The organism is Dyella silvatica (assembly GCF_026283955.1).
GTDB lineage: Bacteria > Pseudomonadota > Gammaproteobacteria > Xanthomonadales > Rhodanobacteraceae > Dyella_C > Dyella_C silvatica.
This window is the reverse complement of sequence record NZ_JAPDPE010000114.1, coordinates 1-17,278: the sequence shown is the minus strand read 5'-3', so window position 1 is coordinate 17,278 and position 17,278 is coordinate 1. Positions and strand designations below refer to the sequence as shown.

General features: G+C 61.7%; 16 protein-coding genes. 1 reads left to right on the top strand and 15 read right to left on the bottom strand.

The window, feature by feature from the left end; all coding sequences use genetic code 11:
- The 9 genes from OUZ52_RS18480 to dnaE form a co-directional block, all read right to left on the bottom strand.
- A partial coding sequence (locus OUZ52_RS18480) for a polyprenyl synthetase family protein (RefSeq protein WP_266160003.1) occupies positions 1–294 on the bottom strand: 294 nt, incomplete at its 3' end.
- Entirely contained in the window at positions 278–529 is a 252-nt protein-coding gene (locus OUZ52_RS18475) for an exodeoxyribonuclease VII small subunit (RefSeq protein ID WP_266160002.1), read from the bottom strand. The genes OUZ52_RS18475 and OUZ52_RS18480, both read right to left, overlap by 17 nt.
- An 81-nt stretch (positions 530–610) precedes the next feature.
- A complete protein-coding gene (tilS, locus tag OUZ52_RS18470; RefSeq protein WP_323135372.1) occupies positions 611–1,945 on the bottom strand; it encodes a tRNA lysidine(34) synthetase TilS in 1,335 nt (444 codons plus the stop codon).
- Complete coding sequence (locus tag OUZ52_RS18465; RefSeq protein ID WP_266160001.1) at positions 1,938–2,693, bottom strand: NYN domain-containing protein; 756 nt, start codon at positions 2,691–2,693, stop codon at positions 1,938–1,940. Before OUZ52_RS18465 ends, tilS begins: the two co-directional genes overlap by 8 nt.
- Positions 2,694–2,836: 143 nt before the next feature.
- Positions 2,837–3,922 (bottom strand): NHL repeat-containing protein, encoded by a 1,086-nt coding sequence (locus OUZ52_RS18460; RefSeq protein ID WP_266160000.1) that lies wholly within the window; start codon positions 3,920–3,922, stop codon positions 2,837–2,839.
- A 204-nt stretch (positions 3,923–4,126) separates the two neighbouring features.
- The gene (locus tag OUZ52_RS18455; protein ID WP_266159999.1) at positions 4,127–5,584 is read right to left on the bottom strand and encodes a DHA2 family efflux MFS transporter permease subunit; all 1,458 of its coding nucleotides are present in this window, start codon (positions 5,582–5,584) and stop codon (positions 4,127–4,129) included.
- A gap of 287 nt (positions 5,585–5,871) precedes the next feature.
- The gene (locus OUZ52_RS18450) at positions 5,872–6,255 is read right to left on the bottom strand and encodes a VOC family protein (RefSeq protein ID WP_323135373.1); all 384 of its coding nucleotides are present in this window, start codon (positions 6,253–6,255) and stop codon (positions 5,872–5,874) included.
- Between the two features lie 17 nt (positions 6,256–6,272).
- Positions 6,273–7,229, bottom strand: coding sequence for an acetyl-CoA carboxylase carboxyltransferase subunit alpha (locus tag OUZ52_RS18445; RefSeq protein ID WP_266159997.1), 957 nt, complete (start codon positions 7,227–7,229; stop codon positions 6,273–6,275).
- A 275-nt stretch (positions 7,230–7,504) separates the two neighbouring features.
- Complete coding sequence (gene dnaE, locus OUZ52_RS18440; protein ID WP_425493878.1) at positions 7,505–11,062, bottom strand: DNA polymerase III subunit alpha; 3,558 nt, start codon at positions 11,060–11,062, stop codon at positions 7,505–7,507.
- Between the two features lie 419 nt (positions 11,063–11,481).
- Here dnaE and OUZ52_RS18435 point away from each other — a divergent pair, with 419 nt between their 5' ends.
- Positions 11,482–12,924, top strand: coding sequence for an amino acid permease (locus OUZ52_RS18435; RefSeq protein WP_266159996.1), 1,443 nt, complete (start codon positions 11,482–11,484; stop codon positions 12,922–12,924).
- Positions 12,925–12,943: 19 nt separating this feature from the next.
- Here OUZ52_RS18435 and OUZ52_RS18430 read toward each other — a convergent pair whose 3' ends face one another.
- The 6 genes from OUZ52_RS18430 to lpxD form a co-directional block, all read right to left on the bottom strand.
- Positions 12,944–13,138, bottom strand: coding sequence for a hypothetical protein (locus tag OUZ52_RS18430; RefSeq protein ID WP_266159995.1), 195 nt, complete (start codon positions 13,136–13,138; stop codon positions 12,944–12,946).
- Between the two features lie 333 nt (positions 13,139–13,471).
- A complete protein-coding gene (gene rnhB / locus OUZ52_RS18425; RefSeq protein ID WP_266159994.1) occupies positions 13,472–14,083 on the bottom strand; it encodes a ribonuclease HII in 612 nt (203 codons plus the stop codon).
- On the bottom strand, positions 14,076–15,275 hold the full coding sequence (gene lpxB / locus OUZ52_RS18420) for a lipid-A-disaccharide synthase (RefSeq protein ID WP_266159993.1): 1,200 nt from the start codon (positions 15,273–15,275) through the stop codon (positions 14,076–14,078). The genes rnhB and lpxB overlap by 8 nt, the downstream gene beginning before the upstream one ends.
- A 58-nt stretch (positions 15,276–15,333) precedes the next feature.
- Positions 15,334–16,107 (bottom strand): acyl-ACP--UDP-N-acetylglucosamine O-acyltransferase, encoded by a 774-nt coding sequence (gene lpxA / locus OUZ52_RS18415; RefSeq protein ID WP_266159992.1) that lies wholly within the window; start codon positions 16,105–16,107, stop codon positions 15,334–15,336.
- The gene (fabZ, locus tag OUZ52_RS18410) at positions 16,104–16,577 is read right to left on the bottom strand and encodes a 3-hydroxyacyl-ACP dehydratase FabZ (RefSeq protein ID WP_266159991.1); all 474 of its coding nucleotides are present in this window, start codon (positions 16,575–16,577) and stop codon (positions 16,104–16,106) included. The genes lpxA and fabZ overlap by 4 nt, the downstream gene beginning before the upstream one ends.
- Positions 16,570–17,278, bottom strand: a 709-nt coding sequence (lpxD, locus tag OUZ52_RS18405; protein ID WP_266159990.1) for a UDP-3-O-(3-hydroxymyristoyl)glucosamine N-acyltransferase, incomplete at its 5' end; no start/stop codon positions are given. The genes lpxD and fabZ, both read right to left, overlap by 8 nt.

The window sequence follows — 17,278 nt, the reverse complement described above, 5'->3', positions numbered from 1 at the left end:
CATGGCGTCGTCGTCCATCGCCGGCAAATCGTCATGGACCAGCGAGTAGGCGTGAATCAGCTCGACCGCGCAGGCGGGTGCGTCCAGTGGCGGCCCTTGCTCGCCCAGCGCATACCCGGCGGCATAGACCAGCAGTGGGCGCAGCCGTTTGCCGCCGCCAAGGACGGCGTAGCGCATGGCGCGATGCAGGGAGGCGGGGGGCAGGTCTTCGGCAGGTAACGCCTGGCTCAGCGCTCGATCAGCGCGAACGATTAGCGATTGCAGTGCCGGGCCAAGCTCAGAGATCGGATTCAAACGGTTCGGCAGTATCGGGGGCTTCGGGATCGAGCAGCAAACGCACGCGCAGCTCGGCTTTTTCCAGCGCCTGCTGGCAGTGGCGATAGAGACCGATGCCGCGCTCGAACGAGCTGAGCGAATCGTCCAGGCTCATCTCGCCGCCTTCCATGCGCGCTACAAGCTGTTCGAGCTCGTCTAGCGAGTGCTCGAAATCGGCGGCGGGAGCGGTTTCAACAGGGGCGGGCTTGGCCATGGGGCGCAAAGCTAACGCAGCACCCGTAGGGAATCAATCCGTACGAGTGCCGCAGCTGCTGCAAAGATGACTTGATCGCGATTATCCAGCGGGGGTTTGGGTGAGTTGGCGATGCGCCGAGGACCAATGCGGATAGCCGCCGATGGCCTCGAACAAGGCCTTGCCCTGTTCGTTGATCCAGCGATCGGCCACCGCGATCAACTCGTTGCCGGCGTAAAGCAAAGGGTAGGCCGGGCGTTGCCATGGCGGAATAGCCGCCAGCTGAAACAGATCGCGCAGGCCACGAGTGTGTGCATCGCCGGCCGGCTTGATGCGCTCACCGCCCTGGCGCAAGCGCACTGTAAGGGGCTGGGGCAGGGCTGTGGCTGAGTTAGTGAGCGTAAGCAGGCCGCCGTCGGGTAGCGGCAGGGGAGCGCCTAGCCAGGGCGACTCCCAGCCCGGATCAAAGTCTGGCAGCGGCGAGTGCGCCCACAGCCGCCCGCGCCAGATATGCAGCTCGGTGCCGGTCCAGCTGATGCAGGGCATGCGTTCGGCGCTGGCATTCAGCTGCAGCTCGATCTGGGCCCGTTGCCGTGCTGTAGGCGCCGGATGGCCGCGGCTATGCAGCCAGTAGTCCAGCAACGGCTCACGCAGCCCCGGCGACAGCGCCTGCCATGCGGCGGCGTCCAGGCTGTCGGTAAGCGGATCTCGCAAGGTGTCCAGCGCGGTAAGCCACTGCGCTTGCAAGGCATCGGCAGCATCGCGGCTGAGCCGCGCGCTGTGCTGTATCGACACGGCGGCCTGTGGCCAGTGCTGGGCAAGGCGCGGCAGGATGTCATGGCGCAGGTAGTTGCGGGCGAGCCGGCTATCGGTATTGGATGGATCTTGAATGCAGCGCAGCCTATGCCGCTCGACGTAGTGGCTTAATTGCTCACGAGACAAACCCAGCAACGGGCGCCAAAGCAGTCCACGGCCACAGGGGCGCAGCGCGCGCATGCCGCCAAGGCCTTCGGGCCCTGCGCCGCGCAACAGTTTGAGCAGGACGGTTTCGACTTGATCGCCGGCGTGATGGCCGAGCAGCAGCCGTTCGCCGTCGCCGAGTTGCGCTGCCAGTGCGGTATAGCGCGCATGCCGTGCCGCGCCCTCAGTGCCCAGGCCAGAGTCGATCTCAACCTCAACCCGCAATACCTCGCAGCGGACGTCGAGTTCGCGGCACACGCGCAGGCAATGTTCGGCCCACTGCGGGCTATCCGCATGCAGGCCGTGATCGACATGCAGCGCGCGCAAGCCACGCGCACCCGCCTCTGGCAATGCCGCCAACGCGTGCAGCAAGGCGGTGGAATCAGGGCCGCCGCTATAGGCCACGCAGAGTGCGCCATCGGGGTGCTCGAGCAGGGCTTGCTGCAAGGTGTCGGTCAGCGCGTCTGCTTTATTCACGGGTAGCGGTTTTCTTCGATTTATTACGCACGTAAATCACTTTCGGACGGCCATCGCCTGGGCTGCGCCGATCCATTTCAAATAAGGTAGTTGCCGCGATCAATTCGCTGAGCTTGCCGTAGCCATAGCTGCGCGCATCGAAATTGGGCCGCTGCTTGGTGATGATCGAGCCGACGCCGCCGAGGCCGGCCCAGCCGTCGTCGTCCGAAGCGGCCTCAACCGCATTGCGCAGCAAGTTGGCCAGGCCGCTGTCTTGCTTCAGCTGCGCGGCGCTGCGCGGTTTCAGTGGCTGTTCTTCGTCAGGTTTGGCGATCAGGATGTCGGTGTAGATGAATTTGTCGCAGGCGGCGACAAAGGGGTCGGGCGTTTTGCGTTCGCCGAAGCCGTAGACGATTAATCCCGATTCGCGAATGCGTGCTGCCAGGCGAGTGAAGTCACTGTCGCTGGAGACGATGCAGAAGCCATCGAAGCGGCCGGAATAGAGCAAATCCATCGCGTCGATAATCATCGCTGAGTCCGTGGCGTTCTTGCCGCTGGTATAGCCGAACTGTTGAATCGGCTGGATCGACTGGGTCAGCAATTGCTCTTTCCAGCCTTTCAGGTGGGTGCTGGTCCAATCGCCGTAGGCGCGTTTGACATGGGCGGTGCCGTACTTGGCGACCTCAGCCAAAAGTGCTTCGGCAATCGACGGCTGTGCGTTGTCGGCATCGATCAGCACAGCAAGCTTGGTGGTCGGCTCGTGGGCCATGGTGGGGTCCGCAGTGGAAAGCTGCGCTGATGGTACCGCGCCTGTCATCGGCTGCGCGCCGGGGCAAAGCAAAGCCTCGCGATGACGCGGGGCTTTGCGCTGCAAGCGTGGTTGCGAGGCTGCTGCCGTTGAAAATAGTGCTGTCAGAAATCGAACGGCGGTGTCAGCCCGGTGAAATCGCCAATGATCTTGGCATCGTAAGGGCCGTTGAGCTGGTTGAAACCGCTGCCTGCTGCGTTGAGTGCGCCTTGCTGGAAGACGATTTGCCCGGACTTATTGACCTCGATGACGCGGTTGTTGAACTGGTCGCTGATCAAGGTATCGCCATTGCGCAATCGAACGGCTCGCGTTGGCAGCGGTGCCGGGTTGCTGCCGGCATCGGTATTGGTGAAATACTGCCAGACCACCTGGTCATTGCCGTCGACTTCGACGATGCGATTATTGTTCGAGTCGGTAATCAGCGTGTTGCCGTTGGACAGGCGGCTTGCAAAAGCCGCACCGCTCACTGTGCCGAGAGCGGTGAATTGTTTGACGAGCTGCGAGTTGGGTTTGATCTCAATGACCCGGTTATTGTTTTCGTCCGCGATAAGAATGTGGTTGTTCTCCAGTACCTCGGCGCTATTGGGATTGCTCAGCTGGTTTGGCCCGTTGCCGATCATGCCCGTGGTGCCGTACTGCCAGACGATTTGATGATTGAGATTGACCAGGATGATGCGCTGGTTGCCCTGGTCGGTAATCAATACATGCGGACCAGGGTGATACGGGAAGTTGATCAGAAACAGCGAATGCACCGGCGTATTCAGCTGGTTCGGGCCGGCACCGGTGATACCTGCCTGGCCGTACTGCCAGAGAATGTCGCCGTGGCGGTCGACGATAAGCACACGGTTGTCCGGGCAACCATTGACGGTGTCGGAGCAGCCCGGAAACCCCGGCGGCGTGCCAGTGCCCGAGATCAGGGTAAACGGCCCGATACGTTCGGCATCGTTGGTACCGACGACACTGTGCGGGCCGGGTAGATCGGAGCCGTTGCCGAAATGCCATAGCACCCGATGCGAATAGCGATCGACCTCGATGACGCGGTTATTGAATTGATCGGCGATAAGGATATGGCCGTAACCGTCCTGCGCATTGGCCGGGACGGTGTAGAGAGCACTTGCGGCAAGACTCGTCGTGACCAGGGTTGCCGCAATGTATCGGTAGATCGATTTTCGAAACACGGAATGTGCCATCTGAAACCCCTCCATACGAGTTGGGTCAGTAAGCCAGTCCATCGATATCTCGGGCGGGCCCGCGCAAGAGAGCCTGGTATGACGACGCGGGTTTGCAGCGTTTCCGGCATGCACCGTGGCCGAGCGTTACAGCATCCTCAATGTTTCATTTATTCGGTGTAAAGCGGATGTTTTGCGCATGTGATCGGCGGTGATGGCGATGGTTTAATGGCTGGCGGATAGGGTTTCACCGGCGGTTTCCGCACCTCTTGTGCGAAGCAATAAAGCGCCCAGCGCGGCGCCCAGTGCAGCGAACACCGCGCCGACCAGAAACGCGGCCTGATAGCCGCTGTTGAGCGCGGCAAGCTGGGGCTGCCCGGCGGCTAGCAGGCTTTCACTGCGCGAGGCCGCCAGGCTGGCCAGCACCGCCAGGCCCAGCGCGCCACCCATCATGAACGACGTATTGACGATGCCAGAGGCCAGACCTGACTCAGTAGGCGCCACGTCGCTCATCGCAGCGAGCAAGACCGGGTTGAATGCGATGCCGGCACCCAGGCCGAGCAGCAGCATGCCAGGGAGTATGTCGACGATGAATCGTCCATCGGCTGGCGCCCGTGCAAAAAGCAGCAGGCCGATGGCGGCCAGAAGCAGGCCATAGGCAAGCGGCTTTTTAATCCCGAAGCGCATCACCAGTTTGGCGGAGATGCCTAGCGAGAAGGCCGCCATGATCAGGTTGGCCGGCAGGAAAGCCAGCCCGACTTGCAATGGCGAATAGCCGAGGACCAGTTGCATGTACAGGGCGGAGAGAAAGAACCAGGCGAACATGGCTGCGGCCCACAGCACGCCGACCATGTTGGCGACGGTGACATTGCGCAGCCGGAACATGCGCAATGGCATCAGTGGCACCTGCACCCGCGCCTCGATGACAAGAAACGCCAGCAACAAGATCGCGGCGATGAACAATTGACTGAGTGTGCGAATAGACGTCCATCCTATTTCATTGCCGTTGACGATGGCATACACCGCCAGGATCAACGAGCTGGTCACCGTGATGGCGCCAGCGACATCCAATTGCCGCGAAGCATGCTGGTTAAGCGTGCTGGGCAACAGTTTCAGCGAAAGCGTAATCACGGCGATGCCAATCGGCAGGTTGACCAGGAAAATCCAATGCCAGCTGAGGGTGCTGGTCAGCAGGCCGCCGAGCATGGCGCCAAGGCTGCCGCCGCCGGCACAGACAAAGCCATAGACGCCCATGGCCTTGGCGCGATCGGCCGGTTCGGTAAACAAATCCATGATCAGCGACAAGGCGACCGCGGTGACCACCGCGGCGGCCAGGCCCTGGAGCGCGCGTGCGGCAATCAAAAAGCCCTGCGCCTGAGCCAGGCCGCAGGCCAGGGACGCCAGCGTGAAAAATGCAATGCCGATCAAAAACCATCGCCGATGGCCATAGAGATCGCCTAGGCGGCCGCCGAGCAATAGAAACCCGCCAAAGGTCAGCATGTAGGCATTGACCACCCAGGCCAATGAGGTTTCGGAGAACAGCAGGTCGGTCTTGATCGAGGGCAGCGCGACGTTAACGATGGTGGTGTCGAGCACGATCATCAACACGCCAAGGCACAGCACGATCAGCGCAAACCAGCGGTGTTGAGCGTGTGCGGTGGCAGCGGCCGATGTAGTCGGCATGGGAGACGTACTTTGAGTCTGCGTCATAAGAAATCTCTCGGAAGATAGTCAGGCACACCGAGGCTCTTTCGAGCGAGTGTACCCACGGCATGAAAAGATGGCTGAACCGTTGGTTGTGGCAGAAGCCATAGGCTTGTGATGTGTCGGCTCCTATGGAGTACGACGAGCGGGCATCGTTGGAATCGACACGTCGATCGCGCAGCCACATGCCGCGGTAAAGGCGGTGGCTTCAACCGGGCCGGGTGGAGCGACGTGGGCGACCCATGTCTAAAGCCAAGAAAATGGCCTTATTCGCTCAAGCGGAAATTCAGTTCCACCTCGACGCCAGCCGGGTCAAGCAGAAACAGCTGTATCTGGCCGATGGCATCGACTACATCTGTTTCATAACGCACCTTGGCGGCGTCGAGCCGGGCGCGTGTTGCAGCCAGATCGCTGCATTCGAAGGCGTAATGGCTCAGCCAGCCGGTAGAGCGCGGTTGAGCATCGCCGTCATCGCTGATCGTCAAATGCATGACCGGGCTGTCGCCGGCATACAGCCAATAGCCGCGCGAGCCGGATCGGAACGTGGGGCGCGGGCCATCACGCAAGCCGATCAAGTCGATATAGAACGAGCGCAGCCGCTCGATCAACTCAGCCGGCGCGCGCAGGTTCAGATGATCGATACCACGCACGCCAGTCAATGTGCTGGTTACCCTTGGTAGGCGCCGTAGCGACGCAGGCGCTGATAGCGTTGCTCCAGCAGGTCCGGCGTCGGCATGGCTTCGAGTTCGTCGAGTTGATTGAGCAAGACGGCCTTCAGGCGTATCGCCATCGACTGCGGATTGCGATGGGCGCCACCAAGCGGCTCGCGCACCATTTTGTCGATCAGGCCCAGTTCCAGCAGCCGCGGTGCGGTCATGCCCAGGGCCTCGGCGGCATCCTTGGTTTTATCGGCGCTTTTCCACAGGATCGAGGCGCAGCCTTCGGGGGTAATCACCGAGTAGGTCGAGTACTGCAGCATCAGCGTGCGGTCACCCACGCCAATGGCCAGCGCGCCGCCGGAGCCGCCCTCGCCAATCACGGTGCAGATGATCGGTACCTTCAGCTCGGACATTTCCAGCAGGTTGCGGGCAATCGCCTCGCTCTGGCCGCGCTCTTCCGCGCCAATGCCGGGGTAGGCGCCCATGGTGTCGATGAAGGTAAACAGTGGCAGCTTGAAACGCTCGGCCATCTTCATCAGGCGCAGCGCCTTGCGATAACCCTCGGGGCGCGGCATACCGAAATTGCGCTTGAGCTTGCCCTTGGTATCGCGTGCTTTCTGGTGGCCAATGATCATCACCGAGCGGCCGTTGATCCGGCCCAGGCCACCGACGATGGCGCCGTCGTCCGCATAGGCGCGGTCGCCGGCGAGCTCGTGGAATTCTTCGCAGATCACGCCGATGTAATCGAGCGTATAGGGCCGCGCCGGATGGCGTGAAAGCTGAGTGGTCTGCCAAGAGTTGAGATTGCGGAAGATCTCGGCAGTTTTGGTTTTCAGCTTTTCGCGCAGGCGGCGAACCTCTTCGTCGATATTGAACGCCTGCCCGTGGCTGGCGTGACGAAGCTCTTCGATTTTCGCTTCCAGCTCGGCAATAGGTTGTTCAAAATCGAGGAAGTTGGGGTTCATTCGCAGTTATTCGTGGCACAGAAGCGGGGCAGTATAGCGGCACGCGGGTGAGCGCGAGAACGGAGGCGTATGGGGGAGGGCGGGGAGCGGGGATTCGGGAACGGGGAACGGGGAACGTGAAATTCGAGTGACTGTGGTGGCGCCGCGTTCTTATTGGCTTTACGTTGCCTTAGTGCTTGCTCTTGTTGCTCTTGCGCTTGTGTTCTTTAAGCTCTTCCCCGTTCCCCGTTCCCCGTTCCCCGTTCCCCGTTCCCCGTTCCCCGTTCCCCGTTCCCTCAATCCCCTTGCTGCTTGACGATCCGCAGCTTCGCCGCCTGTACGCCAGGGATCCCGCGCACGGTGCGCAGCAGCTCCGGAATGGCATCGACGCGCCATTCTTCACTGAGCTCGAGATCGGCCTGGGCGTTCTGGTTGTGAAAGCCGTGTAGCAGCACGGTGGCGCGGCCGCCGCGGTAGCCGGTTAGCGCATGGCGTAGATCTTCGATAAATCCGATGTCAATACCGTTCAATTTCAGTTGCAGCAGCCTTGCATAACGACGGCAGGCATCGCCCAGGGTGTAGGCCGTTTTGGCCCTGAGGGCAAAACCACCGCCGGAGAAGTCGTCGATGCGCAGGCCGCCTTCGACGATCAGCATCTCGTCGCGCGTCAGCAGCGGGGCGATTTGCTGGTACAGCTCGCCGAAAAAACTCACTTCGATGATACCGGTGCCATCTTCCAGCCGAACGAAGGCGTCGCTCTCGCCACGTTTGCGCACACCAGTGACCATGCCGGCGACGGTCCACGGGGTATCGGGACCACGCCGGAAGCGGTTGCTATCGTCGTCGTTCTTGCGCGGTTTCGGCGGCTGATAGCGATCGCTGATTTCGCCAAGCGGGCAAGTCGACAACTGCGCCAGCTCTTCCCGCCAGGGGTCGGTGGGGTGGCCGGACAAGTAGTGACCGAGCGTATCGCGCTCGCCTTGCAGTTTTTGTTCCAGCGGCCATTCCGGCACGGTCGGTAGATCGATCTGCAGCACCGGGGCGACGCTGCTTCTGCCCGCATCCGACATCATGGCGCCGAACATGTCGTTCTGGCCGGACTGCTTGTCGCGCAGGTGCTGTTCGGCCGCCTTGATGGCGTTGGGCAATTGCAGCATCAGGCTGGCGCGGGTCGGGGCCAGCTTATCCAGGGAGCCCGAAAGAATCAGTGCTTCCAGTACCCGGCGATTGAGCTTGCCCGCATCGACGCGGCGACAGAAGTCAGCCAGGTCTTTGTAGTCGCCGCCCTTGATGCGTTCGTCGACGATGGCCTCGCAAGCGCCTTGGCCGACGCCTTTGATGGCGCCCAGGCCGTAGCGAATCACCTTGGGCTCGACCGCGACGAACATGAAGGCCGAGGCATTCACATCCGGCGGCAGCACCTTGAGGTTGATCGCCCGCGATTCGTCGAGAAAGGTCACCGCCTTGTCGGTGTTGTCCATATCCGACGAAATCGTCGCCGCCATGAATTCGGCGGGGTAGTGCGCTTTCAGCCAGGCGGTCTGGTAGGACACCAGCGCATAAGCGGCGGCATGCGATTTGTTGAAACCGTAACCGGCGAATTTTTCCATCAAGTCGAAGATGGAATCGGCCTTGTCGCCGGTCAGTCCGTCTTTGGCGGCGCCCTCGCGGAACTTGGCGCGCTCCTTGGCCATTTCTTCGAGTTTCTTTTTACCCATCGCGCGGCGCAGCAAGTCGGCGCCGCCGAGCGAGTAACCGCCGACGATCTGCGCCATCTGCATCACCTGCTCCTGGTAGACCATGATGCCGTAGGTCTCTTTCAGGATCGGCTCGACGCGCGGGTCGGGATATTCCACCGCTTCGCGGCCATGCTTTCGGGCGACGAAGCTGGGGATCAGGTCCATCGGGCCGGGGCGGTACAAGGCCACCAGCGCAATGATGTCCTCGAAGCGGTCGGGCTTGGCGTCCTTGAGCTTGCGTTGCATGCCGGACGATTCCAGCTGGAATACCGCGACGGTCTGCGCTTTTTTCAGCAGTTCATACGGCGCCGGGTCGTTGAGCGGTAGCTGCGAAATATCCAGCAGCGGCTCACCGGCAGCCTCGCGACGCACGTTGATGGCCTTCACTGCCCAATCGATGATGGTCAGCGTGCGCAAGCCGAGAAAGTCGAACTTGACCAGGCCGACCGCCTCGACGTCGTCCTTGTCGTATTGCGTCACCACGCCGCCGCCGCCGGGTTCGCAGTACAGCGGGGCGAAGTCGGTCAGTGGGGTCGGCGCGATTACCACGCCACCGGCATGCTTGCCGGCGTTACGGGTAAGGTTTTCCAGTTTGAGCGCGAGGTCGACCAGCGATTTGGCTTCCTCGTCCTGCTCGTACAGGTCGCAGAATTCCTTGACGACGCGATCGGTTTCTTTCTTGGATTTCTCCGAGCGGCCAAGCGCATCGGACAAGGTGAGATCCAGCGGCCGCGGTGGGATCAGCTTGGCGATCTTGTCGACCGCGTTGTAACCCATGCCGAGCACGCGGCCGGAGTCGCGCAGTACCGCCTTGGCCGCCATCGAGCCGTAGGTGATGATTTGGCTGACGTGGTCACGGCCGTATTTGCGCGCGACGTAGTCGATCACCTCGTCGCGGCGATCCATGCAGAAGTCGATGTCGAAGTCGGGCATCGACACGCGTTCGGGATTCAGGAATCGCTCGAACAGCAGCTCAAATTGCAGTGGGTCCAGATCGGTGATCTTCAGTACCCAGGCCACCAGCGAGCCTGCGCCCGAACCGCGCCCCGGGCCTACGGGAATGCCGTTTTCCTTACCCCAGTTGATGAAGTCCGCCACGATGAGAAAGTAGCCGGGGAAGCCCATCTCGATGATCACGTCCAGCTCGCGCTCTAAACGCGCTTCGTAGTCGGCGAGGGTGCGTCCGGCCGCCAGCGGGGCGGCCGCCAGCCGTTCGCGCATGCCTTCGCGGGAGATTTCCCGGATATAGCTGGCCAGGTCATGGCCTTGTGGCACCGGAAAGTCGGGCAGGTAATAAGTGCCAAAGCTCAGTTCGAGGTTGCAGCGCTTGGCCAGCTCGATGGTGTTTTCCAGCGCCTCGGGGACGTCCGCGAACAACACGGCCATCTCTTCGGGTGATTTCAGGTATTGCTGGTCGCTGTAATCGCGCGGCCGCTTGGGGTCGGCCAGCACGCGGCCCTGGTTGATGCATACGCGAGCTTCGTGTGCCTCGAAGTCGTCCTGCTTGAGGAAGCGCACATCATTGCTGGCGATCACCGGCAGCTCGAGTTCGGCGGCCAGCGCCAGCGCCACGGCGTTCCAGGTTTCCTCGCCTTCGCGGCCGCAACGGGTCAGCTCCAGGTACAGCCGGTCCGGAAACAAGCGGGTCAGCGGGCGCAGTTTGAGCAAGGCCGCTTCGAAGCCTTGGTTCATGGCGATACGGCCGACTTCGCTTTCCCGGCCCAGCAAGGCGATCAACCCGGCCGTCGCATCGGGGCTGAGCCAGCCGGCATCGACCAATGGCCGTCCGCTGTGCTGGCCTTCGCGCCAGGCGCGTGAGACCAGTCGCGAGAGATTGAGATAACCGTCGCGGTTCTGGCATAGCAGGCTGAGCCGCCAGGGGCGTGGGTCGTCCAGCGCGCTGATCCACAGGTCGCAACCGCCGATCGGCTTGATGCCAGCGGCACTGCACGCCTTGTAGAACTTCACCAGCGCGAACATGTTGTTCTCGTCGGTCAGCGCGACCGCGGGAATACCGTCGCGCACGCAGGCTTCGACCATCGCCTTGATGCGAATGGTCGAGTCGACCAGCGAATACTCGCTGTGCAGATGGAGGTGGGCGAAGAGCCTGTTCAATATGTCCTCATGGCCCGCGTTACGGTTGAGCGGCTGTCAGGTGGTAGTGCGGGATGGCGTGGCAGACTGGCGGTCAGGCCAGGTCGGGTGCTGCCGCATGACGGCCGCTCAGCGACAACCCTTCGGACCGAGCCTGTTAGCCCAGCAGCCGGCGTCATCACGCGGTCACGTATCGACATACGCTTTCTCGTTCTTCCTTGGACTGCGCGCGAACAGATCCCGGCGCAAGCCACGGGGAGATATTGAACAGGCTCAGGGACAGACATGCGGACTCACGCGGTGAGTAGGTGAAGGCTACTGGCAGCCCCTGCAGTGAGCAAGATTGACTTGTGTGGCTTTTGACGGTTGCCAGCACTGGCGCTGGCTGGCAAGGTTCAGGGTCTTGTGCCGCATACCGTGGCCTTCACCGGTTTCGCCCCATGTCGTTGCTCCGTTCACTTTTTGCCATCAAACCTGTTGAGTCGTCGCTGTCGGCCGACAACTCGCTCAAGCGCACGCTGGGGCTGAAAGAGCTGATCGTCTTGGGGGTGGGGGCAGTCATCGGGGCCGGCATCTTCGTCATCACCGGGCAGACCGCCGCCGAGCATGCCGGCCCGGCCATTACGCTGTCTTTCGTGATTGCTGGCCTGGCCGCTGCCCTGGCCGCACTGAGCTATGCCGAATTCGCCGCGATGCTGCCGGTATCCGGCAGCGCCTATGTCTACGCCTATGCCACCTTCGGCGAATTGCTGGCCTGGTTTATCGGCTGGAACGTGGTGGCGGAATATCTGCTGGCGGTGTCTTCGGTCGCGGTGGGCTGGTCGGGCTATAGCGTGGGCTTGTTGCACAGTCTGGGCTTGCAGATACCCGATGTGCTGACCCACGCGCCGCTGAGCTTTAAAGACGGCCAGTTGGCGGTGACCGGTGCCTGGTTCAATTTGCCCGCCGTGCTCGTCGTGGCGGCGCTGACCGGCTTGCTGTATCGCGGCACCCAGCAATCCACGCTGTTTGCCAGCATGGTGGTGGTGCTGAAGGTGATCGTGGTGCTGTTGTTCGTGGTGTTTGGGCTGCAGTATGTCGACCCGGCGCTGTGGACCCCCTACATGCCGGCCAACCAGGGCGGCGACCACTACGGCTGGAGCGGGGTGTTTCGCGCGGCAACCAGTGTGTTCTTTGCCTATATCGGCTTTGACGCGGTGGCGACTGCAGCGCAGGAAACCCGCAACCCGCAGCGCAATGTGCCGATGGGTATTTTGATCTCGCTGGCGATTTGCACGGTGCTGTACATCATCGTTGCGGCGGTGCTCACCGGCTTGGTGCCGTATCCGCAATTGGCTACGGCCGAGCCGGTGGCCACCGCGCTGGCGGCCCATCCGCAGTTGGCCTGGCTCAAGCTGCTGACCCAGGTGGGCGCGGTTGCCGGCCTGACCTCGGTCATCCTGGTCATGCACTTGGGCCTATCGCGTATTCTCTACAGCATGGCGGGCGATGGCCTGCTGCCGCGCTTCTTTGGTGCGGTGCATGCACAGCACCGCACCCCGCACCGCACGACCTTGCTGGTGGGGTTGGTCGGCGGTCTGCTGGCGGCGGTGTTTCCACTAAGCCTGCTTGGCGATCTGCTGTCCATGGGCACGCTGCTGGCCTTCTCCACGGTATGTATCGGCGTCTTGGTATTGCGTCGTACCCACCCGAATCTGCCGCGCGGTTTTCGCGTGCCGGCAGCGCCCGTGACCTGCACCCTAGGTGTCGTGGTCTGCTTGTTCTTGCTGCTGCAAATGAATAAGGAAAACTGGCTTTTGCTGGCCGGCTGGACCGCGGTGGGCATGTTGATCTACATCGGTTACGGCTTCCGTCATAGCCGTCTTCGCCGAGCGTCTAAATAAAAGCCTGGATAGCGCCAGCTCAGTGCACGCGGAACCGCTCGTTCTCGTCGGGTAGTGCGTCGATGTAATGATCGAAATGCTCGACGGCAAGCCGGCGACGATCGTAGTCGACATGTTCGGTGGGCGGCGGCTTCACCGGCGATAAGGTCGGTGTTTCGGTGGCGCTATCTGGTTTTGATACGGGTCGGTGAGGCGGTCGGGGATTCAGTTTCATGGCGCGTCTCCTGGGGGTGAATGAGCGCGATGTCACGGACTGTTAACGCGGGGGCGTCAACTCGATGCATCCCTGCTGTTGGATAGTGTGTCGCCGGATCAGCGGGGCGACACGCTTGCACCTGCTTGAGATGCTGTTGTCACCGGAAGGGTTGCAGCGCGGTGTTGAATGGCGGGGGGCCACGAAAGGCTTCCGGACCCGCTGGACCAGCGTCATCAAAAGCCACGCCAGCGGGGTATAGCGATGCTATGCCGGTATGGCCGGAAACACCTGGGCCATACGGCATACCCGTGTCGCAGGATCTTGGCCCCAATGATGCTTGTGAACAGGTTCTTAGAACAGCTGCGCTTGATCCAGCAGCTGTCGCACCGGTGCAAAGCTGCGCCGATGCTCTGGGCAGGGGCCCAGCTGTTTTAGCGCACAGAGATGGGCCGGCGTGGGATAGCCCTTATGGATGGCAAAGCCATAACCTGGATGCGTTTGCTCCAGCGCGACCATTAACCGGTCGCGAGTGACCTTGGCCAGGATCGAGGCCGCGCTGATAGCCGGCTCCAAGGCATCGCCGCCGACAATGGCTTGGCCAGGACAGGGCAGGTCTTTCGGCAATTTATTGCCGTCGATCAGTGCTGTGCGGGCGCTGGGCGTAAGGCCGGCGACGGCACGGCTCATGCCGGTCATCGTGGCTTGGAAAATATTCAGTTGATCGATTTCTTCTGGCGCCACCACCACGATGCAGTAGGCGAGAGCACGCTCGATAATTTGCGGATACAGCGCCTCGCGCTTTTTCTCACTCAGCTTCTTGGAGTCGTTAAGCCCGGCAATCGGCCTTAGTGGGTCGAGAATCACTGCGGCGACCGTCAACGGGCCAGCCAATGGACCGCGCCCGGCTTCGTCGACACCGGCCACAAATTGTTGTTCGGTATGTATTGGCGCTGGCTTATCCATCGATCAGTTCCGCGATGGCCGCCGCGGCGCGAGCGCCGGCTTGTCCTTCGAGTTCACCGCGCAGCAGTTGATGCAGTTGCTCAAAGGCCGCCACGATATGCCCGCGCCGTTCACTGTCGTGGAACAGCTCCAGGGTGGCCGCGGCGAGTTTGTCGGCGGTGCAGTTGTCCTGCATCAGCTCCGGGACCAGCAAGGCATCGCCCATGCCGCAGGCGCGAGCAAGAATATTAGGCAGCGCGTAGACATCGGTCTTGAGCATTTTCAAGGCACGTGCGATGCGATAACTCATCGGCGCAACGCGATAGCCCACCACCATCGGCCGCTTCGCCAGCATCGCTTCGAGGGTAGCGGTGCCCGATGCCAGCAGCACGACATCGGCGGCCAGCATGGCCTCATGAGCGTGTCCTTCCAGCAGCAGCGGAGCATCTGCCCCCTGCTGATTGGCGAGCATGGTTTTCAGGCTGGCATAAACCTGCGGGTTGGCGGCCGGAATCACGAGTCGTAACCCCGGCAAGGCACTGGCGACCTGGCTTGCGGCATCGATAAAAATGCGGCCCAGACGTTCCAGCTCGGACGGGCGGCTGCCAGGCAGCACCGCCAGCACGGGCACGTTTTGCGGCAATTGCAGAATATCGCGGGCGCCAACCCGGTCGGAGACCAGCGCGAAGCGATCCGCCAAGGGGTGGCCGACAAAGCGCGCATCGATACCGTGTTTGGCGTAAATGGGCGGCTCCATCGGAAACAGGCAGAGCACGCGGTCGGCACTGTGGCCAATTTTCTCTGCGCGCCGCTCACGCCATGCCCAGACCGAAGGGCTTACGTAATGTACGGTGCGAATGCCGGCCAGTTTGATTCGTTGTTCTACGCCGAGGTTGAAGTCGGGGGCGTCGATGCCGACGACGATATCCGGGCGTGCCTCAAGCAAGCGCGCAACCAGCGATTTGCGCAGGCGCAATAGTCGCGGCAAATGCTTTACCACCTCGGCAAAACCCATGACCGACAGCTCGCGGATCTCGTACCAGGATTCGAAACCCTGAGCCTGCATACGAGCGCCGCCGATGCCGACAAAGCGCGCGGCCGGATAGCGTTGGCGCAGGGCGGCGATCAGGTCGGCACCGAGTTGATCGCCGGAGTCTTCTCCGGCGATCACGGCAATCAGGGGTGTACGTGTGGAGACTTCGTTGGCCTGCATATCGATGTCTCCCGCTGATCGCAAAGCGTGTGTTTGATGCTCTGGTAAGCCCTGCGGCTTATCGGACCAGTGCTCGTTCGCTGGTGTCGAGGAAATCCAGCATGGCGCGTACGTCTTCGCTTTCTTGTGCCTGTGCCGCCAATTGCTCGCGCGCATCTGCCAAGGTCAATCCCGCCATGTACAAGGTGCGGTAGGCGCGCTTGATCGCAGCGATACGCGGTGCCTCGAAACCACGGCGCTTCATGCCTTCGCTGTTGATGCCGCGCGGACGGCCTCGCTGCTCGTTCGCCATCATCACGAACGGTGGCACGTCGGAACCGACCAGACAGCCCATGCCGATAAACGCGTGAGCGCCGACCTTGCAGAACTGATGCACGCCGGAAAACCCGGACATGATCACCCAGTCGCCGATATCCACATGTCCGGCCAATGCCGAGTAATTGGAGAACACGATGTGGTTACCGATCTGGCAGTCGTGCGCGATGTGCACGTAGGCGAGCAGCCAGTTGTCGTTGCCGATGCGGGTAATACCGCCGCCGTCGCCGGTGCCGCGATTGATCGTGACGAATTCGCGGATCAGGTTGCGGTCGCCGATCACCAGTTCGGTATGCTCGCCGGCAAATTTCTTGTCTTGCGGCGGGCCGCCCAGCGAGGCGAACTGACTGATGCGATTATCGCGACCGATCTTGGTCGGGCCTTCGATCACCACGTGCGGGCCGATAACTGTGCCTTCGCCGATTTCTACACCGGCGCCGATCACGCTATAAGCGCCGATGCTGACGTTGGCGCCGATAACGGCGGTGGGATCAACCAGCGCGGTGGGATGGATCATTTATCAGACCTCGCTGCGCACATCAGCTCACAGCTGGCGACCTCTTTGCCATCGACCAGGGCGCGGGCGTGGAACAGGCCCATGCTGCGCAGCAATCGCTTGAGCGACACTTCCATGCGCAACTGATCGCCCGGCGCCACGACGGCGTTGAAGCGGGCATTGTCTACCTTGGCCAGATAGAACAGCGGGCTGCCGTTATTGCCTTTCATGCGGCCGCTGATCTGGGTCAGCAAACCGGCGCTCTGCGCCATGGCCTCCACGATCAGCACGCCTGGCATGACCGGATGGCCAGGGAAATGCCCCTGGAAAAACGGTTCATTGATGGTCACGTTCTTCAACGTCACCACGCTCTGATCGGGCACGATCTCAATCACCCGGTCGACCAACAGGAACGGATAGCGGTGCGGTAGCAGCTGCTGAATCTGTTCCACGTTCACCGGCAGGTGGAAGGGCGTGGTTTGTTCATTCATCTTTACTATCCCTCTCCAGCGCCGACAGTCGGCGCACATACTCATCCAAATGCTTGAAACGGGCAGCGTTGCGGCGCCATTGGCGATTGTCTTGCAACGGTACGCCCGATGAATACTCGCCAGGTTCGCGAATTGAGTGCGTGACCAGACTCTTGGCGGTAATGGTAACGCGGTCAGCCAGTTCTAGATGCCCCAGCACGCCGGCGTTGCCGCCGATCATGCAGTAGCGACCGATTTTTGCGCTGCCGGCGACGGCTGCACAGCCCGCCATCGCGGTATGTGCGCCGATATGCACGTTATGGGCAATTTGAATCTGGTTATCCAGCCTGACGTCTTCTTCCAGCACGGTGTCATCCAGGGCACCGCGGTCGATGGTGGTATTGGCACCGATTTCACAGTCGTCGCCAAGGCGCACGCCACCGAGTTGCGGCAGCTTGATCCAGTGGTCGCGGTCAAAGGCGAGGCCAAAACCATCCGAACCGATCACCGCGCCGGGGTGGATCAACACCCGTTTGCCCAGCGTTACGCGGGTAACCAGGGTGACCCGGGCGACTAGCCGTGAATAGGCGCCCACGGTGCAATCGGTGCCGATGATGCAGTGCGGGCCGAGAACGGCGCCGTCCTCAATGACCGCACCGTCCTCGATCACGCAGCAAGGGCCAATACTGGCAGTCGGTGCGATACGCGCATTGGCGGCGACG